A 23798-nucleotide genomic window follows, 5' to 3' on the forward strand; every position below is an offset into this window, starting at 1 on the left:
ACGCGTCGCGTCGGCCCCGTCTCGCGAGAGACTTAGGCGGCGTGTCCACCGTGCTGCTGGTCGAGGACGACCCTGAGATCGTCGGGCTGCTCACCGACTTCCTGGCCGACGAAGGCTTCGGCATCACGTCGGCGGCTGATCCCGCCGGCGCGCTCGACGCGCTCGGGACGCACGAGATCGCGTGCGTGGTACTGGACGTGATGCTCCCCGGAGGCTCCGGATTCGACGTGTGCCGTCGCATCCGCGAGCATTCCGACGTGCCGCTGCTGTTCCTCAGCGCGCGCGGCGAGGACGAGGACAAGCTGCGCGGGCTCGCGCTCGGGGCCGACGACTACATCGTCAAGTCCGCCACGCCCGCCGAGGTCGTCGCCCGCGTGAAGGCGGTGCTGCGGCGCAGCGAGCCGCGCGGCCGCCGCGTCTACGGCCGCTTCACGCTCGACCGCGCAGCCCACGAGGTGACCGCCGACGGCGAGCCCGTCGCGCTGACGGCGCGCGAGTTCGAGCTGCTGGCGCTGTTCGCCGACCACCCGCGCCAAGTGCTCACGCGCGAGCAGATCTTCGAGCGCGTGTGGGGCGACTGGGGCGATCGCAGCGCGGTCGCGGTCTACGTCCGCCGCCTGCGCGAGAAGCTCGACCCCGCGCTGTTCGCGACGGTGTGGGGCGTCGGCTACCGCTTCGACCCGCCCGCGCCATGACGCTCTCGCTGCGCACCTGGCTCGCGCTCGGCCTCGCCCTCGCCCTCGCCGTGCCGGCCGCCGCGAGCGCCGGCGCGTGGCTGGCCGCGGGCAACTGGCAGGCCGGGCGCGAGCACGCGCGGCGCGACGAGGCCGTGTCGGTGATCGCCGCGGGCTCGCTCGCCACCGAGCCGGATGCCCGCGCGCTGCTGCGCCGGCTCAGCGGGCTCGGCGTCGAGGCACAGCTGAAGCCCACCGGCAGCGAGACCGCGTTCCCGGTCGACAAGGCGAAGGCGATGGCCGACAAGAAAGCCGCCATGGCACGCGACCAGCTGAAGGTGGATGCGATAAGAGGTGACCTCGCGACGCCGGGCGCCGACCCCATGCTCATGACCGCGGAAGGCAAGGCGCGGCTGAACAGCGACTACACGGCCACGGAGGTGAGCGTCCCGGGCATCGCGGGGCAGCTGTTCCTGCCCAAGCAGAGCGCCGCGCCGCGCTGGGCGATCACGATCGGCGCCGCCGCGCTCGGGCTCGCGGCGGCGATCGCGCTCGCGGTCGCGCTCCTGAGCCGCTGGGTCCTGCGTCCGCTCGCGCGGCTCGCCGGCGACGCGGACCGGATCGCGGGGGGAGAGCTGCCGGACGGCACCGGCGTGCGCTCGCCGGCGCGCGAGGTGGCGCAGGTCGGCGAGGCGCTGCACGGCATGGCGGGAGCGCTCGGCTCGGCGCTCGGCGCCTCGGCGGCGGCCGAGCGCGAGCGGCGCTTCCTGATCAGCGCGATCGCCCACGACCTGCGCACGCCGCTGTTCACGCTGCGCGGCTCGCTGGAGGCGATCGAGCGCGGCATCGGCGACGGCGACGCGCTCGGCCGCGCGCAGCGCAAGGCCGATCACCTGGACCGGCTCGTCGGCGAGCTGTTCGCCTTCGCGCGCGCGGAGTACGCCGAGCACGCGCCCGAGCCGGTCGACCTCGGCGCGATCGCCCGGCGGGCGGTCGAGACCGTCGAGCCCGGCGCGATCCGCGTCGAGGTCAGCGGGGACGGGCGGATCCACGGCGATCCCGTCGCACTCCAGCGGGTGCTGACCAACCTGCTGGACAACGCGGTCCGTCACGCCCGCTCGCGCGTGGACGTGACCGTGTCGCCGGGGCGCGTCGACGTCGCCGACGACGGCCCGGGCTTCGCCGACGCGGACCTCCCGTACGTCTTCGAGCCGCTCTTCCGCGGCGACCGCGCGCGCGGGGGAGGCGGTGCCGGCCTGGGGCTGGCGATCGCCCGGCGGCTCGTCCGTGCTCACGGCGGGGAGGTCGGCGCCGCCAACGCCGCGGCCGGCGGCGCCTGCGTCACCGTGACGCTGCCCTGACCGCCCGCGCCTGGCCGGCGTCCATCCACATCTCCCAGCGGCCGGACGCCGACCGCCGCTCGTCGAGGAAGCGGTACGGGCGGCGGCCGCCGAACTCGGTCATGCGCAGGTGCGCGGCGCCGCCGAGCACCGAGGCGATCCGCCGCCGCGGCCAGCCGATCGAATCCTCGATCTGGGGGAAGGTGCGCAGCTGGTCGGGCGCCTCCGACAGCCCGTTCAGCAGCTCCCGCATCAGGTCGCTGCAGCGGTCGTGGAAGCGCGCGATCTCGCCGGGGTCCTCCATCGCGTTGTGCGGCGCGTGCTGCTGGATCACGCGAGCGCCTCGCGCAACCGCTCCAGCCTCCCCCGCCGCTGCGCCCGGGCGTCCAGCGCCTCCTCCAGGGTGACCGGCACGAAGCGCGTCTTCGCGCCCGGCGCCGACTGCGCGACGGTGTCCATGTCGGCGCTGATCACCGTCGCGATCATGGCGTACCCGCCGCCGGACACCGCGTCGCGGTGAAGCACGATCGGCTCCACGCCGCCCGGGATCTGGATCGACCCGATCGGGTACGGCGCGTCGACGATGTTCGACGGGTCGCTGCCGGCGCCGAACGGCTGCTCGCGCTCGCGCAGCTCGAGCTTCGGCCCCTTGTAGCGGAAGCCGACGCGGTCGGCGACCGGCGTGAGGACCCACGTGGCCTCGGTGAACGTCCCGTCCGCGAGCAGGTGGTCGTAGAGGCCCATGACGACGCGGATCTCGAGCTCGGTGCCGAACGCCGGCCGCAGCGCCTGCGGCACGGCGGCGCCCGCCGCCCGCCCGGTCTCGCCGCCGACCGCGAGCGTGTCGCCCGCGGCGAGCGCCCGCCCCTCGAGCCCGCCGAGCGAGCCCAGCGTGTAGGTCGAGCGGGAGCCGAGCACCTCCGGCACGTCGATCCCACCGGCGACCGCCAGATACGCCCGCGCGCCGCCGCGCAGGTGCGCGAACGAGAGCAGCGCGCCGGCGGGGACCTCGAACGCCTCCCACAGCGGCATCTCGGCGCCGTCCACGCGCGGCGCGAGCTCCGCGCCGGCCACCGCGACCACGGCGGCGTCCCCGAACCGCAGCTCGGGTCCCATGTAGGCGCATTCCAGCGCAGACGCGCCCTCGGGGTTGCCGACGAGCAGGTTCGCGGCGGCGAGCGAGAACTGGTCGAGCGCGCCCGACGGCGGGATGCCGACGTGGTAGTGGCCTTCGCGGCCCGCGTCCTGCACCGTCGTCGAAAGCCCCGGCTTGACGACCTCGATCATCCGAGCACCTCCAGCAGGCGGCGGTTGTAGGCGTCCGGATCGGCCTCGAACTCGTCGAGGTCGAAGCTCACCGGCGCCGACCGCAGCGAACCGTCCTCGCGCAGGGCGTCATAGCGCTCGCGGTCGATCGGCGTGAACTTCACGATGTCCCCGGCGCCGAAGTACACCTCGCCGTGCGACGGGTCGTAGATCGACAGCGGCGTGATCCCGAACATCTGGTAGCCGCCCGCGCCGCGCACCGAGTAGATGCACCCGAAGCAGCCGCCGTGGCCGATCGTCAGCGCCGGCGTGTCGGTGCGCGGGCGCACGTACTTGGGCACCTCCAGCTGCCGCTCGCGCGGGACCATCTGGTACAGGAACGGCAGCCCCGCGACGAAGCCGACCATCGAGGCGAACCACGGCGCGCCCGCGTGCGCCGCGATGAACTCGTCCTTGCCGGCGAACCCGTTGATCCGGGCCGCGTACTCGAGGTCGGTCGCCTCCGGATCCTGATGACGGTCGCGGAAGCGGCCCTGCGTCTCGTTCGTCCACGGGTCGTCGTAGAGCACCGGCACCTCGACGATCCGGGTGTCCAGCGTGAAGCCGTGCGCTTCGCCCACCTCCTCGTCGACCTCGCGCAGCAGCGCCTCCATGTCCCGCGGCGCGAGCCGGTCGGGGTCGAAGCGCACCTGATAGGACGCGTTGGCGGGGCAGATGTCGAGCAGCCCGTCGGGCCGCCGCTCGCGCAGCACGGTCGCGATCGCCATCGCGCGGAAGTTCGCGCGCAGGCTCATCTCCTCGGCGAGCTCGACGAACAGGTGCTCGTCGGCGCCCCAGCTGTACCGGCTCATGTAAGCCACGCCTCCAAGGTCGTGGTGTGGAAGTCGCCGCGGGCGAACCACTCCTCGCCGAGCAGCTCGGCCAGCATCGGCGCGGTCGTCGCGACGCCGTCGACCGACAGCTCGCGCAAGGCGCGGCGGGCCCGCGCCAGGCACGCCGGCCGGTCGGGACCCCAGACGATCAGCTTCGCGAGCAGCGCGTCGTAGAACGGCGGGACCTCGACGCCGGGCTCGAGCCAGGTGTCGACGCGCACCCACGGTCCGGCCGGCCACCTCACGGCCGACACCGTGCCCGGCGACGGCATGAACCCGCGCGCGGGATCCTCGGCCGTCAGCCGCAGCTCGAGCGCGTGCCCGCGGCGCTCGAACGGCGGCAGCTCGCCCGTCAGCTGCGCCGCGATCAGGTCGACGCCGGTGACCAGCTCGGTCACGGGGTGCTCGACCTGGATGCGCGTGTTCATCTCGATGAAGAAGTACTCGCCGGACTCGTCGTCGACGAGGAACTCGATCGTCCCGGCGCCTCTGTACCCGATCTCGCGCGCGAGCGACGCGGCGGCCTCGCACAGTGCGGTCGCGTCGTAGGTCGCCGCCGGCGACTCCTCGACGACCTTCTGGCGCCGCCGCTGCAGCGAGCACTCGCGCTCGCCGAGGTGGACGTCGCCGAACACCTGGACCTCGATGTGCCGCGCCCGCTCGACGAACCGCTCCACGTACAGCCGGCCGTCGCCGAAGGCGCCGTGCGCCTCGCGCGCCGCGGCGCCGAACTCCTTGCGCAGCGACGGCTCGTCGCGGGCGATCCGGATCCCGCGGCCGCCGCCGCCCGCCGCGGCCTTGATCGCCGCCGGGTACTCGGCGGCCGTCACGGCCGCCTCCACATCGGCGACCGCGCCGGAGGACCCCGGCAGCACGGGCACGCCGGCGCGCTCGGCGGCGGCGCGCGCCGCCGCCTTGTCGCCCATCAGCTCGATCTGCTCGGGGCGCGGGCCGAGGAAGCGGAGCCCGCGCGCCTCGACGGCGCGCGCGAACGCGGCGTTCTCGGCGAGGAACCCGTACCCGGGGTGGACGGCGTCGACGTCGCCCGCGGCGTCCAGCAGCGCTTCGCCGTCGAGGTAGGCCTTCGGCTTGCCCAGCGCGACGGCGCGATCGGCCATCGCGACCCAGGGGGCATCCGCGTCCGCGTCCGTGTACACGGCCACGGACTCGAATCCGAGGTCCCGGCACGCCCGGATGATCCGAACCGCGATCTCGCCGCGGTTCGCGACGAGGACCCTCATGCCCCGGCGCGGGCCTCCCGGATCGCCGCCGCGTAGAACGCGGTGCCGGTCGCGCACGCCGCGCAGATCGCCTCATGGCCCGCGCTGGGATCGCGATCCATCTCGCGCGCCACGTAGGACTTGCGGCAGTGGTGGCACTCCACGCGCGCCTCCCACGCGTCGTCGACCTCGAGGGCGGGGTCGTACGGCCGCGCCATGGCGAACCACTCAGGCCGGGCCGCCCGCAGCGAGAGCGAATAGACGCCGAACGCGATGGCGAACGTCAGCAGCAGGCCCCAAGTGTCCCAGAACTGGCTCGTCGCGCTGTCGGAGACCTTCAGGATCACGCCCACGGCCGTCGCGGCGAACCAGGCGGCGATCCCGCCCGGGTTGAACGCCGGGATGCGTCCCGGCCGGAACTCGAGACGGTCCAGCGAGCGCTTGTGCGCGCGCAGGTACGCCACGTGCGCCAGCGCCACGCCGACCCACGCGACGATCGCGATGCCCTGGTAGTTGAGCGCGTCGACGACGTAGGAGAAGACGTTGGTGAGCATCAGCAGGTAGCCGATCGCGCACGCCACCACGACCCACGCCGTGCGCGGCAGGTTGAGGCGGAACAGGCGCGAGAAGAAGCTCTGCAGGTTCGTCGACGCCAGGTACAGGTTGACCGTGTTGATGCGGGTCTGCGTGATGTAGATCAGCAGCAGGCCGAGGATGCCGGTCAGGTTCACAATCTGCACGGGGAGCGCGCTCTCCTGGCCGGCGAGCTGCTCCAACGTGATGCCGAAGGTCGAGACGAGCAGGATGCCGACGAGCCCGTTGACGAGGAACGTGAGCACGTAGTACAGCCATCCGAACGTGATCGCGACGTGGTAGCGCTCGTCCTCGCGGCGTCCCAGGCGCGCGAAGTCCATCGTGAACATCATCAGGATCCAGACGCCCATGTAGGCGGTGAACGCCTGCAGCCACGGCAGCGTCGTGCCCGGCGCGGCCTTGGCGTCGGGCAGGAAGCCGTGGTAGCCCTTGTCGGCGAGCGCCCAGATCACCACCGCCGCCAGCGCGATCGCGTAGAACGGCAGCAGCGCGCCGTTGAGCCGGTCCAGCCACGTACGCACGCCGCGCCACACGAGCGGCGCCGTCGACGCGATCACGATCGCGTACCAGAGCTTGATCGGGCCGCCGAAGAACGTCTGGGCCGCGACGGACACGACCGAGCCCTCGAACACGAGGTAGTAGATCGCCGTGGCGGCGAAGATCAGCGTCGCGATCGCCGCGCCGACGAAGCCGAACATGCTGCGTGAGAACAGCGCCACGGTCAGGCCGCTGGTGGCCGCCACGCGGGTGATCACGGTGTTGATCAGCGCGTAGGCGATGACCGTCAGCACGATGCCGATCAGCGCGTTGACCGTGCCGTACGCGAGCGCGATGAATGCCGCGAAGTACATGTAGAAGAACGCCGTCATGACGGCGTACCACGCCATCGTCAGCTTGCCTCGGTCCATCCGCCACGTCTGCGGTACGACGTGCAGCGAGTAGTCCTCGGTGGCCGCCTCCGCGAGCACGCGTGGATCGTCGTGATGCGTGACGCGCAGCGCGGGGATCTCCGCGCTCGCCTGACTGGTCGTCGCCATGTCTCTCCTCCTCAGGGGCGTCAGCCTTTGTACGGATCGGCATTTCGAATGTCAAGCCTTTGCAAGGCGCTAGCATCCGCCCGTGCCGTCCCGGTTCGTCCCCCACCCGATCACGACGATGGGCGCGGCGCAGCAGATCGCCGAGCAGATCCGCCTCGGAATCATGCGCGGAGAGCTGGCGCCCGGCGAGCGGCTGCCGCGCGAGCTCGAGCTGGCTGCCGAGTACTCCGTCAGCCGCGGCACGATCCGCGAGACGATGAAGCTGCTGGCGGCCCAGCACCTGGTGGAGTCCACGCGCGGCGCCTCCGGCGGCACGTTCGTACGGCTGCCCGAGCCCGAGAACGTCGCGGCGACGATGGGCGACTCGATCTCCCTGTGGTTCAACGCCGGCGCGACGTCGGTGGCGGAGCTCAACGCCGCGCGCGCCTGGATCGAGCGCGGCTGCGTCGTGATCGCGGCGCGCAGCTGCCAGCTCGCCGACCTCGAGCAGATCCGCGTCGCCGTCGAGGCGATGGAGGCGCCCGGCATCGCGATGGACGACATGCTGGCGCTCGACATCGACTTCCACGTCGCCGTCTGCCGCGCCGCGCGCAACGCGATCCTCGAGCTCGCGATGACCGCGATCCACATCGTCCGGCCCTACACGAACACGATGCTCGTGCCGCTGCTGGATATCGCGTCGATCGCGCGCCAGCATCGCGCCATCTACGAGGCGATCGCGAGCGGCGACGAGCAGGCCGCGGTGCAGGCGTTCGACGCGCACATCGCCTACCTCGACCAGGCGCGCGAGCGGGCGCTCGCGGACCAGCGGCCAGAGGACCTCCGGGTGGCCGCGCTCACGCACGAGGCGCACCCGCAGTTCGAGCGCATCCGCGCCCGCGTCCTCGACCGCGACCGCTAGCTCCCCCAGTGCGCCGCGGAGCGGCGCCGCAGCATCTCGCGGAACTTGCGCGTGGTCTCCGGGAACAGCGTCCCGTCGCCCCAGTCGACGATGACGCCGTAACGGCGGATCAGGTCGAGCACGCCGAGCTCGCCGGCGCGATAGCGCGCGGCGACCGCCTCCGCGTCCTCCTCGAGCCAGCCCACGCGTGCCGCCGCGATGCGCGCGCGCTCGGCCGCCGTCGCGTCCTGGTCGACCTCGTAGGCGTCGGTCTCGGCGTCGACGACGCGCAGCACGACCCCGTAGTCGGTCCGCGCCCGCTCGAGGCTCACGTAGCCGTCCGCCACGTCCTCGCGCACGGCCGCCGGGTCGCGCGCGAGCGGGTCGCCGAGCCCGCCGCCGCCCGCCGAGGGCCGCGTGAAGACGTCGCCTTCGCCGACCGGCACGTTGGAGAACACCGCGCCGAGGAAGCGCTCGTCCTCGGAGCCTCGGTTGAGCCAGACGCCGTGCGGGTTGGACGGCAGGCCGCCGTCGAGGCCCCAGGTGATCGAGCGCGCGCGATCGCAGCAGTAGCTCATGACCGTCCCGGTCGCCTTCGTCAGCCGGCCGCCCTTCTCGACGCCGCAGCCGCCGCGGTACCGGCCCGGGCCGCCGGAGTCGGTGACGATCTCGTGGCCCGTCGTCACGACGGGGGAGAGGCGCTCCTGGCCCTCGAGCGGCTGGACCGCCAGCCCGACGCCGAACACCGGCGCCGTGCAGTTGGAGCCGTCCTTGCCGTTGCGGGCACCCCAGCCGCCGACCATCCAGTCGTACCACATGAAGAACGGCTCGCTCTCGGCGCGGGCGTCACGGCCGCCGACGAGCAGGTACTCGAGGTTGAACGAGCACGCCATCGCGCGCTCGGGCATCACGCGCGACCACAGCTCGAAGATCGCGTTCATGATCTTCTCGTAGGGCCCGGAGCAGAAGCCCGTCACCGCGATCGGCCAGGGCGCGTTGACGACGCTGCCGGCGGGCCCGAGATCCACCTGCACCGCGCGATAGAAGCCCGAGTTGAGCGGGATCTCCGGGAAGAACGTCTTGGTCCCGGCCATCACGCCCGAGATCGCCGAGCCGAAGCCGGCGTTGAGGAACGTGCCGACGGCGGGGTGCGAGCCGCTGAGGTCGTAGTGCAGGCGGTCGCCGGCGATCGTCAGCTTGACCTTGATCGGGACCAGGCCCTCGCCCTCGTTGGGGTCGTAGTCGATGTGGTCCTCGGTCTCCCACTCGCCGTCGGGCAGCTCGGCGATGCGCCGCCGCGTGAGCGTCTCGACGTAGTCCTGGACCGCCTCGAAGGCCTCGAGGACCGTCTCGCGGCCGTACTTGCCGACGAGCCGCAGGATCTCGCGCTCGCACACGCGCGTGGCCTCTGCCTGGGCGTGGAGGTCGCCCTCGGTGTCGGCCGGCGCTCGGCCGTTGGAGAGGATCAGGCGCGCCACGTCGGCCAGGTAGCGGCCGCGGTCCCAGATCCGCACCGGCGGGATCCGCAGGCCCTCGCCGAAGTGGTCCTTGGCGGTGATGTCGAACGAGCCCGGGACGCTGCCGCCCACGTCGGCCCAGTGGCCGTTGGACTGCGCCCAGGCGATCAGCTCGCCGCCGGCGAAGATCGGGCGCAGGATCCGCACGTCGTTGAAGTGGGTGCCGCCGAGGTACGGGTCGTTGACGGCGAAGACGTCGCCCTCGTGGACGTCGTCGCGGAACGCCTCGATCACCGCCTTGGCCGTGAAGTGCAGCGTCCCGACGTGTACCGCGATGTCCTGCGAGCCCTGCATGATCGTGTTCCCCTCGCGATCGCAGAGGGCCGACGAGAAGTCGCGCGCGTAGATCACGAACGAGTGGCAGGTGCGCAGGATCTGCTCCGCCATCAGGTCGACCGTGGTGGCGAACGAGTTCTTGAGCACCTCGAAGGTGACGGGGTCCAGCCGATGTGCAGCTCGCTCGATGGTCATACGGGGATCTCCATCCGGATCATGAGCCACTCGTCCACCCGCGCCTGGACGTCGGGCGGCACGAGCACGGTCGAGTCGAGCTGCTCGATCACCGCGGGCCCAGTGATGCGCGCGCCGGCCCGCAGGTCCTCGCGCCGGAACAGCGCCGTGTCGACGGCGTCGCCGGCGTCGAAGGTGACCGGGCGGCGCGCGTGCGGCTCGGGCACGTGGTCGCGCGGCTCCGAGCGGGGCAGCTCCGGCTTCGGCGTGACGCCGATCGCCTGCACCTGCAGCTGATAGAGCTCGACCGGCGCATCGTCGCGGCGGTAGGTGTACTCGCGCTCGTGCTCTTCGTGGAAGCGCGCGAGCGCCGCGTCGAGCGACGCGATCGGGCCGTCGACGGCGACCGTCAGCGAGCGCCACTGCCCCAGGTAGCGCATCGAGATCAGCCGCTGCAGCGTCATGTCGCGCTCCTCGACGCCCTCCGCCGCCAGCCGCTCGCGCGCCTCGGTCTCGAGCTCCGCGAACGCGGCCTCGACCTCGTCGGTGTCGGCCTCGTCGGCGCGGCGCAGGTACATCGTCGAGAGGTCGTGGCGCACGTCGACGAGCAGGCACCCGAGCGCGCTCGTGATGCCCGGGTTGGGCGGCACGATCACGTTCGGGATTCCGAGCTCGGCGGCCAGCGCCGCCCCGTGCAGCGGGCCGGCGCCGCCGAAGACGACGAGCGCGAACTCGCGCGGGTCATAGCCGCGCCGGATCGAGATCAGCCGCACGGCGTCGGCCATGTTCGCGTTGGCGACGCGCAGCGCCGCCTGCGCGGCGGCGGCGACGTCCATGCCGAGCGGCCGGGCCACGCCGCCCTCGACCGCCGCGCGCGCGGCCCCCGCATCGAGCGTCATCCCGCCGCCGAGCAACTGCGCGCCGAGCCGTCCGAGCACCAGGTTGGCGTCCGTGTTGGTCGGCTCGGTGCCGCCGCGCCCGTAACAGGCGGGGCCGGGGTCGGCGCCCGCCGACTGCGGGCCGTTGCGGAGCGCTCCCGCCGGGTCGATCCACGACAGCGAGCCGCCGCCGGCGCCGATCGTGAGGATCTCGATCGACGGGAACGAGATCGGATAGCCGTACTCGACCGACCACTCGCCGGTCACGCGCATCTCGCCGTCGTAGACGAGCGAGATGTCGGTGCTCGTGCCGCCCATGTCGAGCCCGATCGCGTTGCGGTGCCCGCACAGCATCGCCACGTGGCGGGCCGCGATCGCGCCGGCCGCGATCCCGGAGGCCGCCAGCCGCACCGCGTAGCGGTCGACCAGCGCCGGGGTCATCACGCCGCCGCCGGAGTGCAGCAGCAGCAGGTCGCCGCGGTAGCCGCCGCCGGCCAGCGCATCCTCCAGCCTGCGCACGTAGCCCGACACGAGCGGCGTCAGCACGGCGTTGGCCACGGTGGTCGAGAAGCGCTCGAACTCGAAGATCTCCGGCAGCACGTCCGAGGACGTCGTCACGTGCACGCCCGGCAGCTCGCGCGCGAGAATCTCCGCCATCCGCCGCTCGTTCTCCGGGTTGGCGTACGCGTTGATGAAGCACACGGCGACCGTCTCGACGCCCTTGCGGGCCAGCTTCGCCGCGACCGCGAGCGCCTCGCCTTCGTCGAGCGGCTCGAGCACGCGGCCCTCGAAGTCGACCCGCTCGCTCACCTCGAGCCGGTCGCGCCGGCGGATGTACGGCGGCGCGACGTCCTTGTAGGCGTCCCAGAGGTCGTCGCGCGTGCCGCGGCGGATCTCGATCACGTCGCGGAAGCCCTTGGTCGTGACCATCGCCGCCGGCGGCAGCCGGCGGGTGATCAGCGCGTTGGTCGCGACGGTGGTCCCGTGCGACAGCAGCGTGGTCTCGGCCAGGTCCACGCGCGCGGCGGCGATGCCGTCGAGGATCGCGCGCATCGGATCCTCCGGCGTCGAGGCGACCTTGGCGACCGTCACCGCGGCGGTGTCCTCGTCGAGCACGAGGACGTCGGTGAACGTCCCCCCGACGTCGACGGCGACTCTCAGGCGGGCCACCGCGTCACGCGCCGTCTTCGACGATGGCGACGGCCTGACCGGCCTGCACCGCGTCCTCGTTGTCGACGAGGAACTCGACCAGCGTGCCGGCGACCTCCGCCTCCACGTTCTGGAAGTTCTTCATGATCTCGACGAGCCCGACCGTGTCGCCACTCGCGACCTCGCCGCCGGGCTCGACGAACGGGTCGCTGTCGGGATCGGGGCGCCGGTAGAACGTGCCCGGCACCGGGGTCAGCACCTCATGCCTCACGTGAGCTCCTTCACTTTCGCCGCCACCGCCCGCGCGAGCTCGGCCGCCCCCGGCGTGTCGGAGTGCACGCACACGGTGTCGGCCCGCATCGGGATCTCCTTGCCGCCGGCCGATACTGCCACGCCTTCGCGCAGGACGCGTTCCACGCGCGCGGCGGCCTCGGCCGGGTCGTACGCCACGTGCTTGCGCGTGATCAGCAGCCCGCCGTCGTCGTCGTAGTCCAGGTCGGCGTAGTACTCGGCCCAGAACTCGAGCCCGCGCCCCGAGTACACCCGTTCGTGCTCGGTTGCGGCCATGCCCATCACGGGCACGCCGAAGACGGCGGCGGCGTCCGCGATCGCGCCCGCGACGTCCGCGTCGCGCGCCGCGGCGCCGTACAGCGCGCCGTGCGGCTTGATGTGCGAGAGCGCCATGCCCTCGGCGTCGAGGAACCCCTTCAGCGCCGCCACCTGGTAGACGAGCGCCGCCGCGAGCTCCTCACGGTCCATCGCCATCGTCCGCCTCCCGAATCCCTGGAGGTCCGGGTAGGACGGGTGCGCGCCGACGCCGACCCCGTGGCGGCTCGCCAACCGCACGGTCCGTTGCATCACGACGGGGTCGCCGGCATGGAACCCGCACGCCACGTTGGCCAGCGAGACGTGCGGCATCAGGGCCTCGTCGGCCCCCAGGTCGTAGATCCCGAACGCCTCGCCCATGTCGCAATTGAGCCGCATCCGACCATGTTCGCAATGCGCCGCTGCGGGCGCTACGCCCCTGCTATTCTCAGACGCCGTCGCACAGCGGCATCCGTCGCTGCGCGGACCCTGGTCCTTCACATGGAGTCAAGCGAGACATAGCCCATTTGCGAACAGGGCCTCGCAGCATGTGAAGAGACACGGGCCCAGCAGGGCCCGTTTCTTTGCCCGCTGCAAGGGCACCCCTTACGCAGGAAGACCGTAGACAGAGAAGAGAATCCTCCATGCCGCGCAAGTTCACGCTCGAGAAGACCCGGAACATCGGGATCATGGCCCACATCGACGCGGGCAAGACGACGACGACCGAGCGCATCCTCTACTACACGGGCCGCTCCCACAAGATGGGCGAGGTCCACGAGGGCGCCGCGACGATGGACTGGATGGAGCAGGAGCAGGAGCGCGGGATCACCATCACCTCTGCTGCGACCACGTGCGAGTGGGCCGGTCATCGGATCAACATCATCGATACGCCGGGCCACGTGGACTTCACCGTCGAGGTCGAGCGCTCGCTGCGCGTACTCGATGGTGCGGTCGCGCTCTTCGACTCCGTCGCCGGTGTAGAGCCGCAGTCTGAGACGGTCTGGCGCCAGGCGGACAAGTACCACGTCCCGCGCATCGCCTACATCAACAAGATGGACCGCATCGGCGCCGACTTCGAGCGCGGCGTCCAGACGATGATCGACCGGCTGGGCGCGCATCCCGTGCCGATCCAGCTCCCCATCGGGGCCGAGGGCGACTTCAAGGGCATCATCGACCTCATTAACATGAAGGCGATCGTCTACAACGACGAGCTGGGCAAGGACGTCTCGATCGAGGACATCCCGGGTGAGCTGCTGGACGCGGCGATCGCCGCGCGCGAGCACCTGCTCGACGAGGTCTCCCATTACGACGACGAGCTCGTCGAGATGATCCTCGAGGAGCAGGAGATCCCGAGGGAGCGCCTCGTCGCGGCGATCCGCGCGGCCACGCTCTCGAGCCAGATGACGCCGGTCCTGTGCGGCTCCTCGTTCAAGAACAAGGGCGTGCAGCCGCTGCTGGACGCCGTGATCGACTTCCTGCCGTCGCCGCTCGACGTCCCCGCCGTCACCGGCCTGGAGCCCGTCAAGGGCCACGACGACCGCGAGGCCGAGCGCCACGCGGACGACTCCGAGCCGTTCAGCGCGCTGGCGTTCAAGATCATGGCCGACCCCTACGTCGGCAAGCTCACGTACTTCCGCGTCTACTCGGGCAAGCTCGAGGCGGGCTCGCGCGTGCTCAACGTGTCCTCCGGGCGCACCGAGCGCATCGGCCGCATCCTGATGATGCACGCCAATGATCGCGAGGATGTGTCCGAGGTCTACGCGGGCGACATCGCGGCCGCGGTCGGCATCAAGCAGGTCGTCACCGGCGACACGCTGGCGGCGCCGGACAAGCCGATCAAGCTCGAGTCGATCACGTTCGACGACCCCGTCATCTCGGTCGCGATCGAGCCCAAGACGAAGTCCGACCAGGAGAAGATGTCGGTCGCGCTCGGCCGCCTCGCCGAGGAGGACCCGACGTTCCAGGTCCGCACCAATGAGGAGACCGGCCAGACCGAGATCTCCGGCATGGGCGAGCTGCACCTCGAGGTGCTGGTGGACCGGATGTTCCGCGAGTTCAAGGTCGACGCCAACGTCGGCCGCCCGCAGGTCTCCTATCGCGAGACGGTGCGCGGCACCGCGGAGAAGGTCGAGGGCCGGCACGTCCGCCAGACCGGCGGCTCGGGCCAGTACGGCATCGTGTACATCAACATCGAGCCGGCGCCGGGCGAAGGGTTCGACTTCGTCAACAAGATCAAGGGCGGCGCCATCCCGACCGAGTTCATCCCGGCGATCGAGAAGGGCGTCGAAGAGGCGCTCGAGACCGGCGTGCGCGCCGGTTACCCGATGGTGGATGTCCGCGTCACGCTCGTGGACGGCAAGTTCCACGACACGGACTCCTCGGAGATCGCGTTCAAGATCGCCGGCTCGCTGGCGCTCAAGGACGCGGCCAGGCGGGCGAAGCCGGTTCTGCTGGAGCCGGTGTTCGCGGTCGAGGTCGTCACGCCCGAGGAGTACATGGGCGACGTCATCGGCGACCTCAACAAGCGCCGCGGGCGGGTCAACGGCATGGAGCCGCGCGGCAACGCCCAGGTGGTCAACGCCCACGTCCCGCTGAGCGAGATGTTCGGCTACGCGACCGACGTGCGGTCGATGACGCAGGGCCGCGCGACCTACACGATGCAGTTCGACAGGTACGAGGAGGTGCCGCCCAACATCGCCGAGAAGGTGGTCGAGGGTCGCACCGGGGAGCCCGTCCTCGCCTAGACGCGGTAGTCTGGACGGGTTCGCCTCTAAACGAGACTTAAGGAAAGAGGAGCAGCAGAAAGTGGCGAAGGAGAAGTTCACGCGGGACAAGCCGCACGTCAACGTCGGCACGATCGGTCATATCGACCACGGCAAGACGACGCTGACCGCGGCCATCACCAAGGTCCTGTCGGAGAAGTTCGGCGGACAGGCCCGTTCCTTCGAGGAGATCGACAACGCTCCCGAGGAGAAGGCGCGCGGCATCACCATCGCCACTTCGCACGTGGAGTACGAGACGGAGAACCGTCACTACGCCCACGTCGACTGCCCGGGTCACGCCGACTACGTCAAGAACATGATCACGGGCGCGGCGCAGATGGACGGCGCGATCCTCGTGGTCTCGGCGGCCGACGGCCCGATGCCGCAGACGCGCGAGCACATCCTGCTCGCCCGTCAGGTGGGCGTGCCGTACATCGTCGTCTTCCTCAACAAGGCCGACATGGTCGACGACGAGGAGCTGCTGGAGCTCGTCGAGGTGGAGGTCCGCGACCTCCTCAACGAGTACGAGTTCCCGGGCGACGACATCCCGTTCGTCATCGGCTCGGCGCTGAAGGCGCTGGACGGCGACGAGGAGTACGTCAACAAGATCCTCGAGCTCGCCGAGCAGCTCGACACGTACATCCCGGAGCCCGAGCGCGACCTGGACAAGCCGTTCCTGATGCCGGTCGAGGACGTCTTCTCGATCACCGGCCGCGGCACGGTGGCCACGGGCCGCATCGAGCAGGGCATCGTCAACACCGGCGACACGGTCCAGATCGTGGGCATCCACCCGGAGGTCTCCTCCACGGTGGTCACCGGCGTCGAGATGTTCCGCAAGATCCTCGACCAGGGCCAGGCCGGCGACAACGTCGGCTGCCTGCTGCGAGGCGTCAAGCGCGAGGAGATCGAGCGCGGGCAGGTCCTCTGCAAGCCGAACTCGATCACGCCGCACACCAAGTTCAAGGCCGAGGTGTACGTCCTCAAGAAGGAAGAGGGCGGCCGCCATACCCCGTTCTTCAACGGGTACCGGCCCCAGTTCTACTTCCGCACGACGGATGTGACCGGCGTCGCCAACCTGCCCGAGGGCACGGAGATGGTCATGCCGGGCGACAACATCCAGATGGAAGTGGAGCTGATCCAGCCCATCGCCATGGACGCCGGGCTGCGTTTCGCCATCCGGGAGGGCGGCCGCACGGTCGGCTCCGGGGTGGTCACCGAGATCATCAAGTAGTTCTTCCGCGGCGGGGCCCACGCCCCGTCGCGGCGCGAAGTCGACCGATACGACCCTTGAGGGCGGGCCCCAGAAGCCCGGGGCTCGCCCTCATTGCGCGCGAAGAACCCCCAGTCAACAGCCTTAGTCAAACTCCACCTCAAGCACCGGACAGAAAGTGGCCATAGCCCAGAACAAGATCCGCATCCGTCTCAAGGCGTACGACTCGTCGGCCATCGAGACTGCGGCCAAGGAGATCGTCGAGACGGCGACGCGGACCGGGGCAACCGTCTCAGGCCCGGTGCCTCTCCCGACCGAGAAGAACGTCTACGCCGTCGTGAAGTCCCCCTTCAAGGACAAGGACTCGCAGGAGCACTTCGAGATCCGGACGCACAAGCGCCTGATCGACATCCATCAGCCCACGCCCAAGACCGTCGACTCGCTCCAGCGGCTCGACCATCTGCCCGCCGGCGTGGACATCGAGATCCGACTCGCCTTCGGTTGATATGCCCGCCATTCTCGCCAAGAAGCTCGGTATGACGCAGCGGTTCCTCGACGACGGTCGCGTCGAGCGAGTGACCGTGCTCGAGGCCGGCCCCTGTCCCGTGACCGCGATCCGCACCCCGGAGCTGGACGGCTATGAGGCTGTACAGCTCGGCTTCGGCGCCGTGCGTGAGAAAGCGCTCAACAAGCCGCTGCTCGGTCACCTCAAGAAGGTCAACGCGCCGCCCGTGCGCACGCTCGCGGAGTTCCGCGACGAGGCGGGCGAGCTGCAGGTCGGCGACACCGTGACCGTGGAGGCCTTCGAGGTCGGCCAGAAGGTCAAGGTCGCCGGCACCAGCAAGGGCAAGGGCTTCCAGGGCACGATCAAGCGGCACAACTTCGCCTCAGGCCCGAAGGCGCACGGCTCGCACAACGTGCGCGCCCCGGGCTCGATCGGCGCGTCCGCCACGCCTTCGCGCGTGTTCAAGGGCATCCGCGGGCCCGGCCGCATGGGCGGCAAGCGCGCGACCCAGAAGGGCCTGACGATCGTCGAGCTCATGCCCGACCGCAATCTGATGCTCGTCCGCGGCTCCGTGCCGGGCCCGAAGGGCGGCACCGTGGAGGTGCGCACCGATGCCTAGCGCTCCGACGCTCGGGGGCGGCGCGTCCGTGACCCTGGACGCCGACGTCTTCGAGACGCCGTTCAACGGCCCGCTCGTGCACGAGGTCGTGGTGGCCGAGCTGGCCGCCCGCCGGCGCGGCACGCATGCGACCAAGACGCGCGGCATGGTCTCCGGCGGCACGCAGAAGCCGTGGCGCCAGAAGGGCACGGGCCGCGCCCGCGCCGGCACCACGCGCTCGCCGATCTGGACCGGCGGCGGCACCGTCTTCGGCCCCAGCCCGCGCAGGTACGTCGTCAAGGTCAACCGCAAGGCGCGCCGCGCGGCGCTCCGCGCGGCCCTCTCGGTGCACGCCGAGCGCGCGACGGTGCACATCATCGACGCCGCGGCCTTCGACGCGCCGTCGACCAAGCAGGCCGCCGAGCTGCTGCACCCCCACCGCGGCGGGTCGGTGCTCGTCGCGCTGCACGACGACGAGTTCGCGGCGGCCAAGTCGTTCCGCAACCTCTCGCGGGTCAATGTCCTGCACGTCGACGACGTCGGCGTGGCCGACCTCATCGGCGCCGCGACGCTGGTGCTCTCACAGGGCGCGCTCGACGCGCTGACCACGCGCGCGAAGAAGGAGGCCTCCTGATGGATGCGTCGCAGGTGATCATCCGCCCGGTCGTCTCAGAGAAGTCCTACGTGCTGGCGACCGCCAACAAGTACACGTTCCGCGTCCACCCCGACGCGCACAAGACGCAGATCAAGCAGGCCGTCGAGGCGCTGTTCGACGACGTCAAGGTGCTCGAGGTGCGCACCTCCAAGGTCCCCTCCAAGCCCAAGCGCCGCGGCATCACTGCGGGTCGCACGCGGGCCTGGAAGAAGGCCGTGGTCCAGGTGCGCGAGGGCGACACGATCCCGATCTTCCAGGGTTTGGAAGCCGACCTCTAAGCCATGCCGATCCGCAAGCCCAAGCCAACTTCCCCGGGACGCCGCTTCGTCACGTACCCGGACTTCGCCGAGATCACGAAGACCGAGCCCGAGCGCTCGCTCGTCGAGGGTCTGAAGAAGTCCGGCGGGCGCAACGCGCTCGGCCGCAAGACCTCCCGCCATCGCGGAGGCGGCGCCAAGCGCCTGTACCGCAAGGTCGACTTCAAGCGCACCAAGGACGGCATCCCGGCCAAGGTCGCCTCGATCGAGTACGACCCCAACCGGTCGTCCTACATCGCGCTGCTGCACTACGTCGACGGCGTCAAGTCCTACATCCTCGCCCCGAACCGCCTGCGGGTCGGGATGACGGTGCTGTCGGGCCCCGGCGCCGACATCACGGTCGGCAACGCGATGCCGCTGGCCGCGATGCCGGTCGGCACGCTCGTCCACAACGTCGAGCTCCAGCCGGGGCGCGGCGGCCAGCTCGCGCGCTCGGCCGGCACCGGCATCCAGCTGATGGCCAAGGAGGGCGACATGGCGACGCTGCGCCTGCCCTCCGGCGAGATGCGGATGGTCCGCTCGGAATGCCGCGCGACCGTCGGCGTGGTCGGCAACTCCGACCACCAGAACGTCACCATCGGCAAGGCCGGCCGCAAGCGCCACATGGGCGTGCGCCCGCAGACGCGCGGCAAGGCCATGAACCCGGTCGACCACCCGCACGGCGGCGGCGAGGGCGGCGGGTCGCTGGGCAACCATCCCAAGACGCCCTGGGGCGTGCCGACTCTCGGCTACCGCACCCGCAAGAAGGGCAAGACGTCTGACCGTTACATCGTCCGCGGCCGCCGCCGCGGCAAGAAGGGTGGCCGCTGATGAGCCGTTCCTCAAAGAAGGGGCCGTGGGTCGAGGACCGTCTCTTCGAGCGCATCGAGAAGATGAACGACGCGAACCAGCGCACCATGATCCGCACCTGGTCGCGGGCGTCGACGATCTTCCCCGAGTTCGTCGGCCACACGATCGCCGTCCACGACGGGCGCAAGCACGTGCCCGTGTTCGTCAGCGAGTCGATGGTGGGCCACAAGCTGGGCGAGTTCGCCCCCACGCGCACGTACCGTGGGCATGACTCGAAGGGCAGGGTGCGATGAGCGAAGAGCCGAAGAACGACGACGTCGAGGAGACCGCGGCCGGCGAGACCCCCGAGGAGACCTCGGAGGAGACGGTCGCGGAGACCACGACTGAGGAGACCCCGGCCGCCGAGGCCGAGCAGGAGGTCTCGTCCGAGGCCGCCGAGGATCCCGGCGTCGCCGCGCCCGTGGCCGAGGACGACGACAAGGTCGTCCCGGACAAGCCGAAGCGGCGTGCGCGCGCCAAGAAGGCGACCGAGGAGGCCGCCGAGGAGGCGACCGAGCCGGCCAAGCCCTCGCGCACCCGGAAGAAGAAGACCGACGACGAGCCGCCCGCCGACGAGGCCAAGCCCGCGCGCCGCCGGCGCGACGAGCGTCGCCCCGTGCCGGTCGGCCTCGAGGTCCGCGCCCAGGCCAAGTACGTCCGCACGTCCGCCCGCAAGGCGCGGCTCGTGTGCGACCACATCCGCGGCAAGGACGTCGTGGAGGCCCGCGCGATCCTCGCGTTCACCCCGCGGCGCGCCGCCGAGGCGTGGATCAAGCTGCTCGAGTCGGCGGTCGCCAACGCCGAGCACAACCACGAGCTCGTGGGGGAGGACCTGAAGATCCTCTCCGTGCACGCCGACGAGGGTCCGACGCTCAAGCGCTTCCGCCCGCGGGCCATGGGCCGCGCGACGCGAATCCGCAAGCGCACCTCGCACCTGACCATCACGCTCACCCCGAAGGAGTCCTAGCCCGCCATGGGTCAGAAGGTTCATCCCGAGGCCATGCGCGTGGGCTACATCCACGACTGGAAGTCGAACTGGTTCTCCGAGAAGCAGTTCTCCGACTTCCTGATCGAGGACGTCCGGATCCGGGATCACATCCAGAACAAGCTCGCGCACGCCGGCCTCTCCGACATCACGATCCGCAAGGACGCGGCGGAGGTGGAGGTCAACATCCACACCGCGCGCCCCGGCATCGTGATCGGCAAGTCGGGTTCGGAGGTCGACGCCCTACGGCGCGACCTGCACCGGATCACCGGCAAGTCGATCAAGGTCAACATCCTCGAGATCAAGCGCCCCGAGCTCGACGCGAAGCTCGTCGCGCAGTCGATCGCCGAGCAGCTGCAGAACCGCGTCGCCTTCCGGCGCGCGATGAAGCGCGCGCTCACGAGCGCCATGCGCTCGGGCGCCAAGGGCTGCAAGATCCAGGTCGGCGGCCGCCTCGGCGGCGCCGAGATGGCCCGCTCGGAGTCCTACTCCGACGGCCGCGTCCCGCTGCACACGCTGCGCGCCGACATCGACTACGGCTTCTACGAGGCCCGCACGACGTTCGGCCGCATCGGCGTCAAGTGCTGGATCAACAAGGGCGAGATCATGCCCGCCGGCTACGCCGGCCAGGATCTCACCTCGCTCGACGAGCCCAGCCAGGGCGGAAACGACCGTGACGACGACCGTCGCGGCGGTCGCGGCCGCGGCGATGGCCGTGGGCGCGGCGGTGGCGGCGACGGGCGCGGCGGCGGCGGAGGCGGCGGCCGTGGGCGCGGCGGCGGAGGCCGTGGCGGCCAGGGCGGCGGTCCCGGCGGTCGCGGCGGCGGCCCGGGCGGTCGCGGCGGCGGTGGCGGCTTCGGCGGCGGCGGTGGCCGCGGCGGAGGCGGCGGCGGAGGCGGCGGCCGTGGCGGCGGCGGCTTCGGCGGCGGCGGCGGTGGCCGCGGCGGCGGAGGCGGCGGCCGCGGTGGCGGACGTCCCGACCTCAGCGGAGGGATCAGTCGCTGATGCTCTCTCCCAAGCGAGTCAAGTTCCGCAAGGTGCATCGCGGCCGGCGCGCGGGTCTCTCCCGCGGCCAGCAGACGGTCGCGTTCGGCGAGTACGGCCTGAAGTCGCTCGAGGCCGGTTGGCTCACCAACCGCCAGATCGAGGCCGCCCGAATCGCGATGACGCGCAAGATCAAGCGTGGCGGCAAGGTGTGGATCAACGTCTTCCCGGACAAGGCCTACACCAAGAAGCCGGCCGAGACCCGGATGGGCTCCGGCAAGGGCTCGCCCGAGGGCTGGGTCGCCGTCGTCAAGCCGGGCCGCGTGATGTTCGAGCTCTCCGGCGTGCCGGAGCCGCTCGCCCGCGAGGCCATGCGCCTGGCCGGCCACAAGCTGCCCGTGAAGACCAAGTTCGTGCTGCGCGAGGACGGCCAGTGATGAAGTCGTCCGAGCTCCGCGATCTCAACGACAAGGCCCTGCGTGAGCACATCGCCACGCAGCGGCGTGACCTGTTCGGCCTGCGTCTCCAGCACGCCACCGGCGAGCTGGAGAACACGGCCGGCCTGCGCAGCGGCAAGCGCGCCCTCGCGCGCGCCATCACCGTGGCCCGCCAGCGCGGCATCGATCCGAACCAGAAGACTGCAGACAATGGCTGAGAACCCGGAAGAGACCCCAGAGAACATCGTGGAGGAGGTCGAAGCCACGGCGACCCCCGATGAGGGGACCGCCGAGGCCGCCGCTCCTGGACCGACCGAGACGCGCCGCGAGCGCAACGCCGCCTCGCGCGCCGCCAAGGCGAAGGCCGCGTCGGGCCCGCGCACGCTCGAGGAGCGCATCGCGGAGCGCAAGGCGCACCGCGAGCGCAACGCTCGTCAGCGCACGGCCTACCGCGCCAAGCAGAAGGAGAAGCGCGCGGCCGCTCGCGCCGCGGCTCCGGTCGTGGAGGAGCAGCACGCTCCCGAGCACGGCCCCGGGCGCCCGAAGGTCCGCCAGGGCATCGTCGTGTCCGACAAGGGCGACAAGACCCTGGTCGTGCGCATCGACGTGGCCCGGCGACACAAGCGCTACCAGAAGATCCTGCGGTCGTCGACGACGCTGCACGTCCATGACGAGCGCAACGAGGCGAACGCGGGTGACACCGTGCGCGTCCAGGAGTGCCGGCCGATGTCGCGCAGCAAGCGCTGGCGGCTCGTGGAGATCCTGGAGCGGGCTCGATGATCCAGAACGAGACGCGACTGCGCGTGGCCGACAACACCGGCGCGCGCGAGATCCTCACGATCCGCGTGATGGGCGGCTCGCGCCGCCGCTACGCGAGCGTGGGGGACATCATCGTCGCCACCGTCAAGCAGGCCAACCCGAACGGGACGGTCAAGAAGGGCGACGTCGTCAAGGCGGTCGTCGTGCGCACGAAGAAGGAGTTCGGGCGCGAGGACGGCACCTACATCGCCTTCGACGAGAACGCCGCGGTGATCATCGACGCGCAGAACAACCCGCGCGGGACGCGCATCTTCGGGCCGGTGGCCCGCGAGCTGCGCGACGGCGGGTTCATGAAGATCGTCTCGCTCGCGCCGGAGGTGCTGTGATGAAGATCCGCACCGACGACAACGTGATCGTGATCGCGGGCAAGGACCGCGGGAAGACCGGCAAGGTCATCCGCGTGGATCCGCAGAAGGAGCGCGTCTACGTCGAGGGGCTGAACATGGTCAAGCGCCATCAGCGCCCCGTCCAGGGCCGCCCCAACCTCGAGATCGGCGTGATCGAGAAGGAGGGCCCGATCCACGTGTCCAACGTGGCGATCGTGGACCCGAAGACGAACAAGCCGACGCGCGTGGGCGTGACCCGCGGCGAGCAGGGCCGGCGTGTCCGCGTGACCCGCCGATCCGGCGTGGAGATCGACTGATGGCACGTATCAAGGACCGCTACAACGACGAGATCAGGCCCAAGCTGGTCGAGAAGTTCGGCTACTCGACGCCGATGCAGGCGCCGAAGCTGGTCAAGGTGACCCTCAACATGGGCGTCGGCGAGGCCAAGCAGGACTCGAAGATGCTCGAGGCCGCGCTGGGCCAGCTCGCCGACATCGCCGGCCAGAAGCCGAACATCCGCCGCGCCCGCAAGTCGGTCGCCGCGTTCAAGCTGCGCGAGGGCATGCCCGTCGGCCTGACGGTCACGCTGCGCCAGGAGCGCGCGTACGAGTTCATCGACCGCCTGGTCTCCGTCGCGCTGCCGCGGCTGCGCGACTTCCGCGGCCTGAACCCGCGCTCGTTCGACGGTCGCGGCAACTACAACATGGGCATCCGCGAGCAGGTCATCTTCCCGGAGATCGACTACGACGCCGTCGACCAGGTCCGCGGCCTCGACGTGGCGATCACGACGACGGCCAAGACCGACGCCGAGGCGTTCGCGCTGCTCGACGCGCTGGGCCTGCCGTTCGCCCGCGAGGGTCGCCCCGGGGCCTACGAGTCCCTCACCCCTGAGCCAGTAGCCGCATAAGGA

General features: G+C 71.1%; 28 protein-coding genes. 19 read left to right on the forward strand and 9 right to left on the reverse strand.

Annotation, left to right across the window (positions count from 1 at the left end; all coding sequences use genetic code 11):
- The first annotated feature begins 41 nt into the window (after nt 1-41).
- Together H958_RS0116590 and H958_RS37940 are read left to right on the forward strand one after the other, a co-directional pair.
- The gene (locus H958_RS0116590; RefSeq protein WP_028059490.1) at nt 42-695 is read left to right on the forward strand and encodes a response regulator transcription factor; all 654 of its coding nucleotides are present in this window, start codon (nt 42-44) and stop codon (nt 693-695) included.
- Entirely contained in the window at nt 692-2035 is a 1344-nt protein-coding gene (locus H958_RS37940; protein WP_051324382.1) for a sensor histidine kinase, read from the forward strand. The genes H958_RS0116590 and H958_RS37940 overlap by 4 nt, the downstream gene beginning before the upstream one ends.
- Here the strand turns inward: H958_RS37940 and H958_RS0116600 are convergent.
- From H958_RS0116600 to H958_RS37945, 5 genes are read right to left on the reverse strand one after another with little or no spacing between them, the layout of a single operon-like run.
- Nucleotides 2016-2348 (reverse strand): hypothetical protein, encoded by a 333-nt coding sequence (locus H958_RS0116600; RefSeq protein ID WP_028059491.1) that lies wholly within the window; start codon nt 2346-2348, stop codon nt 2016-2018. The two genes, H958_RS37940 and H958_RS0116600, sit on opposite strands and share 20 nt — an antisense overlap.
- Nucleotides 2345-3301: a 5-oxoprolinase subunit C family protein gene (locus tag H958_RS0116605; protein WP_028059492.1), complete on the reverse strand. Its 957-nt coding sequence runs from the start codon at nt 3299-3301 to the stop codon at nt 2345-2347. The genes H958_RS0116600 and H958_RS0116605 overlap by 4 nt, the downstream gene beginning before the upstream one ends.
- Nucleotides 3298-4131 (reverse strand): 5-oxoprolinase subunit B family protein, encoded by an 834-nt coding sequence (locus H958_RS0116610; protein ID WP_037410362.1) that lies wholly within the window; start codon nt 4129-4131, stop codon nt 3298-3300. The genes H958_RS0116605 and H958_RS0116610 overlap by 4 nt, the downstream gene beginning before the upstream one ends.
- Nucleotides 4128-5393 (reverse strand): acetyl-CoA carboxylase biotin carboxylase subunit, encoded by a 1266-nt coding sequence (locus H958_RS0116615; protein WP_028059494.1) that lies wholly within the window; start codon nt 5391-5393, stop codon nt 4128-4130. The genes H958_RS0116610 and H958_RS0116615 overlap by 4 nt, the downstream gene beginning before the upstream one ends.
- Nucleotides 5390-7003 (reverse strand): purine-cytosine permease family protein, encoded by a 1614-nt coding sequence (locus H958_RS37945; protein ID WP_037410365.1) that lies wholly within the window; start codon nt 7001-7003, stop codon nt 5390-5392. Before H958_RS37945 ends, H958_RS0116615 begins: the two co-directional genes overlap by 4 nt.
- An 82-nt stretch (nt 7004-7085) precedes the next feature.
- On the opposite strand from H958_RS37945, the gene H958_RS37950 reads away from it, so the two are divergent.
- Nucleotides 7086-7904: a FadR/GntR family transcriptional regulator gene (locus H958_RS37950; RefSeq protein WP_051324383.1), complete on the forward strand. Its 819-nt coding sequence runs from the start codon at nt 7086-7088 to the stop codon at nt 7902-7904.
- On the opposite strand, the gene H958_RS0116630 is transcribed toward H958_RS37950, so the two are convergent.
- Genes H958_RS0116630 through pxpA form a run of 4 tightly spaced genes read right to left on the reverse strand, consistent with a single transcriptional unit; the run spans nt 7901 to nt 12861 of the window.
- Entirely contained in the window at nt 7901-9871 is a 1971-nt protein-coding gene (locus tag H958_RS0116630) for a hydantoinase B/oxoprolinase family protein (RefSeq protein WP_028059495.1), read from the reverse strand. The two genes, H958_RS37950 and H958_RS0116630, sit on opposite strands and share 4 nt — an antisense overlap.
- Nucleotides 9868-11898, reverse strand: a complete 2031-nt coding sequence (locus H958_RS0116635; RefSeq protein WP_028059496.1) for a hydantoinase/oxoprolinase family protein — start codon at nt 11896-11898, stop codon at nt 9868-9870. Before H958_RS0116635 ends, H958_RS0116630 begins: the two co-directional genes overlap by 4 nt.
- A gap of 4 nt (nt 11899-11902) precedes the next feature.
- Nucleotides 11903-12148: an acetyl-CoA carboxylase gene (locus H958_RS0116640; RefSeq protein ID WP_028059497.1), complete on the reverse strand. Its 246-nt coding sequence runs from the start codon at nt 12146-12148 to the stop codon at nt 11903-11905.
- Nucleotides 12145-12861 (reverse strand): 5-oxoprolinase subunit PxpA, encoded by a 717-nt coding sequence (pxpA, locus tag H958_RS0116645; RefSeq protein ID WP_028059498.1) that lies wholly within the window; start codon nt 12859-12861, stop codon nt 12145-12147. Before pxpA ends, H958_RS0116640 begins: the two co-directional genes overlap by 4 nt.
- Nucleotides 12862-13106: 245 nt before the next feature.
- Here pxpA and fusA point away from each other — a divergent pair, with 245 nt between their 5' ends.
- The 16 genes from fusA (at nt 13107) to rplE (ending at nt 23795) form a co-directional block, all read left to right on the forward strand.
- Nucleotides 13107-15206, forward strand: coding sequence for an elongation factor G (gene fusA, locus H958_RS0116650; protein ID WP_028059499.1), 2100 nt, complete (start codon nt 13107-13109; stop codon nt 15204-15206).
- A gap of 61 nt (nt 15207-15267) precedes the next feature.
- Nucleotides 15268-16455, forward strand: a complete 1188-nt coding sequence (tuf, locus tag H958_RS0116655; protein ID WP_028059500.1) for an elongation factor Tu — start codon at nt 15268-15270, stop codon at nt 16453-16455.
- 163 nt (nt 16456-16618) lie between these two features.
- Nucleotides 16619-16939: a 30S ribosomal protein S10 gene (gene rpsJ, locus H958_RS0116660; RefSeq protein ID WP_028059501.1), complete on the forward strand. Its 321-nt coding sequence runs from the start codon at nt 16619-16621 to the stop codon at nt 16937-16939.
- A 1-nt stretch (nt 16940) separates the two neighbouring features.
- Entirely contained in the window at nt 16941-17558 is a 618-nt protein-coding gene (gene rplC / locus H958_RS0116665; protein ID WP_028059502.1) for a 50S ribosomal protein L3, read from the forward strand.
- The gene (gene rplD / locus H958_RS0116670; protein WP_028059503.1) at nt 17551-18171 is read left to right on the forward strand and encodes a 50S ribosomal protein L4; all 621 of its coding nucleotides are present in this window, start codon (nt 17551-17553) and stop codon (nt 18169-18171) included. Before rplC ends, rplD begins: the two co-directional genes overlap by 8 nt.
- Nucleotides 18171-18470: a 50S ribosomal protein L23 gene (rplW, locus tag H958_RS0116675; protein WP_028059504.1), complete on the forward strand. Its 300-nt coding sequence runs from the start codon at nt 18171-18173 to the stop codon at nt 18468-18470. The genes rplD and rplW overlap by 1 nt, the downstream gene beginning before the upstream one ends.
- 3 nt (nt 18471-18473) lie before the next feature.
- Nucleotides 18474-19319, forward strand: a complete 846-nt coding sequence (rplB, locus tag H958_RS0116680) for a 50S ribosomal protein L2 (protein WP_028059505.1) — start codon at nt 18474-18476, stop codon at nt 19317-19319.
- Entirely contained in the window at nt 19319-19591 is a 273-nt protein-coding gene (rpsS, locus tag H958_RS0116685; protein WP_028059506.1) for a 30S ribosomal protein S19, read from the forward strand. The genes rplB and rpsS overlap by 1 nt, the downstream gene beginning before the upstream one ends.
- Before the next feature lie 362 nt (nt 19592-19953).
- Complete coding sequence (rplV, locus tag H958_RS48240; RefSeq protein WP_028059507.1) at nt 19954-20304, forward strand: 50S ribosomal protein L22; 351 nt, start codon at nt 19954-19956, stop codon at nt 20302-20304.
- Nucleotides 20305-20310: 6 nt separating this feature from the next.
- The gene (rpsC, locus tag H958_RS49090) at nt 20311-21327 is read left to right on the forward strand and encodes a 30S ribosomal protein S3 (protein WP_081685958.1); all 1017 of its coding nucleotides are present in this window, start codon (nt 20311-20313) and stop codon (nt 21325-21327) included.
- Complete coding sequence (rplP, locus tag H958_RS0116700; RefSeq protein ID WP_028059508.1) at nt 21327-21743, forward strand: 50S ribosomal protein L16; 417 nt, start codon at nt 21327-21329, stop codon at nt 21741-21743. Before rpsC ends, rplP begins: the two co-directional genes overlap by 1 nt.
- Nucleotides 21743-21961 (forward strand): 50S ribosomal protein L29, encoded by a 219-nt coding sequence (gene rpmC, locus H958_RS0116705; protein ID WP_028059509.1) that lies wholly within the window; start codon nt 21743-21745, stop codon nt 21959-21961. Before rplP ends, rpmC begins: the two co-directional genes overlap by 1 nt.
- A complete protein-coding gene (gene rpsQ, locus H958_RS49095) occupies nt 21954-22523 on the forward strand; it encodes a 30S ribosomal protein S17 (protein WP_081685959.1) in 570 nt (189 codons plus the stop codon). The genes rpmC and rpsQ overlap by 8 nt, the downstream gene beginning before the upstream one ends.
- Nucleotides 22520-22888 (forward strand): 50S ribosomal protein L14, encoded by a 369-nt coding sequence (gene rplN / locus H958_RS0116715; protein WP_028059511.1) that lies wholly within the window; start codon nt 22520-22522, stop codon nt 22886-22888. Before rpsQ ends, rplN begins: the two co-directional genes overlap by 4 nt.
- Nucleotides 22888-23205: a 50S ribosomal protein L24 gene (rplX, locus tag H958_RS0116720; protein WP_028059512.1), complete on the forward strand. Its 318-nt coding sequence runs from the start codon at nt 22888-22890 to the stop codon at nt 23203-23205. Before rplN ends, rplX begins: the two co-directional genes overlap by 1 nt.
- Nucleotides 23205-23795, forward strand: a complete 591-nt coding sequence (gene rplE, locus H958_RS0116725; RefSeq protein ID WP_037410368.1) for a 50S ribosomal protein L5 — start codon at nt 23205-23207, stop codon at nt 23793-23795. The genes rplX and rplE overlap by 1 nt, the downstream gene beginning before the upstream one ends.
- Nucleotides 23796-23798: the final 3 nt, after the last annotated feature.

Source organism: Candidatus Solirubrobacter pratensis (assembly GCF_000425945.1).
Taxonomy (GTDB): Bacteria; Actinomycetota; Thermoleophilia; order Solirubrobacterales; family Solirubrobacteraceae; genus Solirubrobacter; species Solirubrobacter pratensis.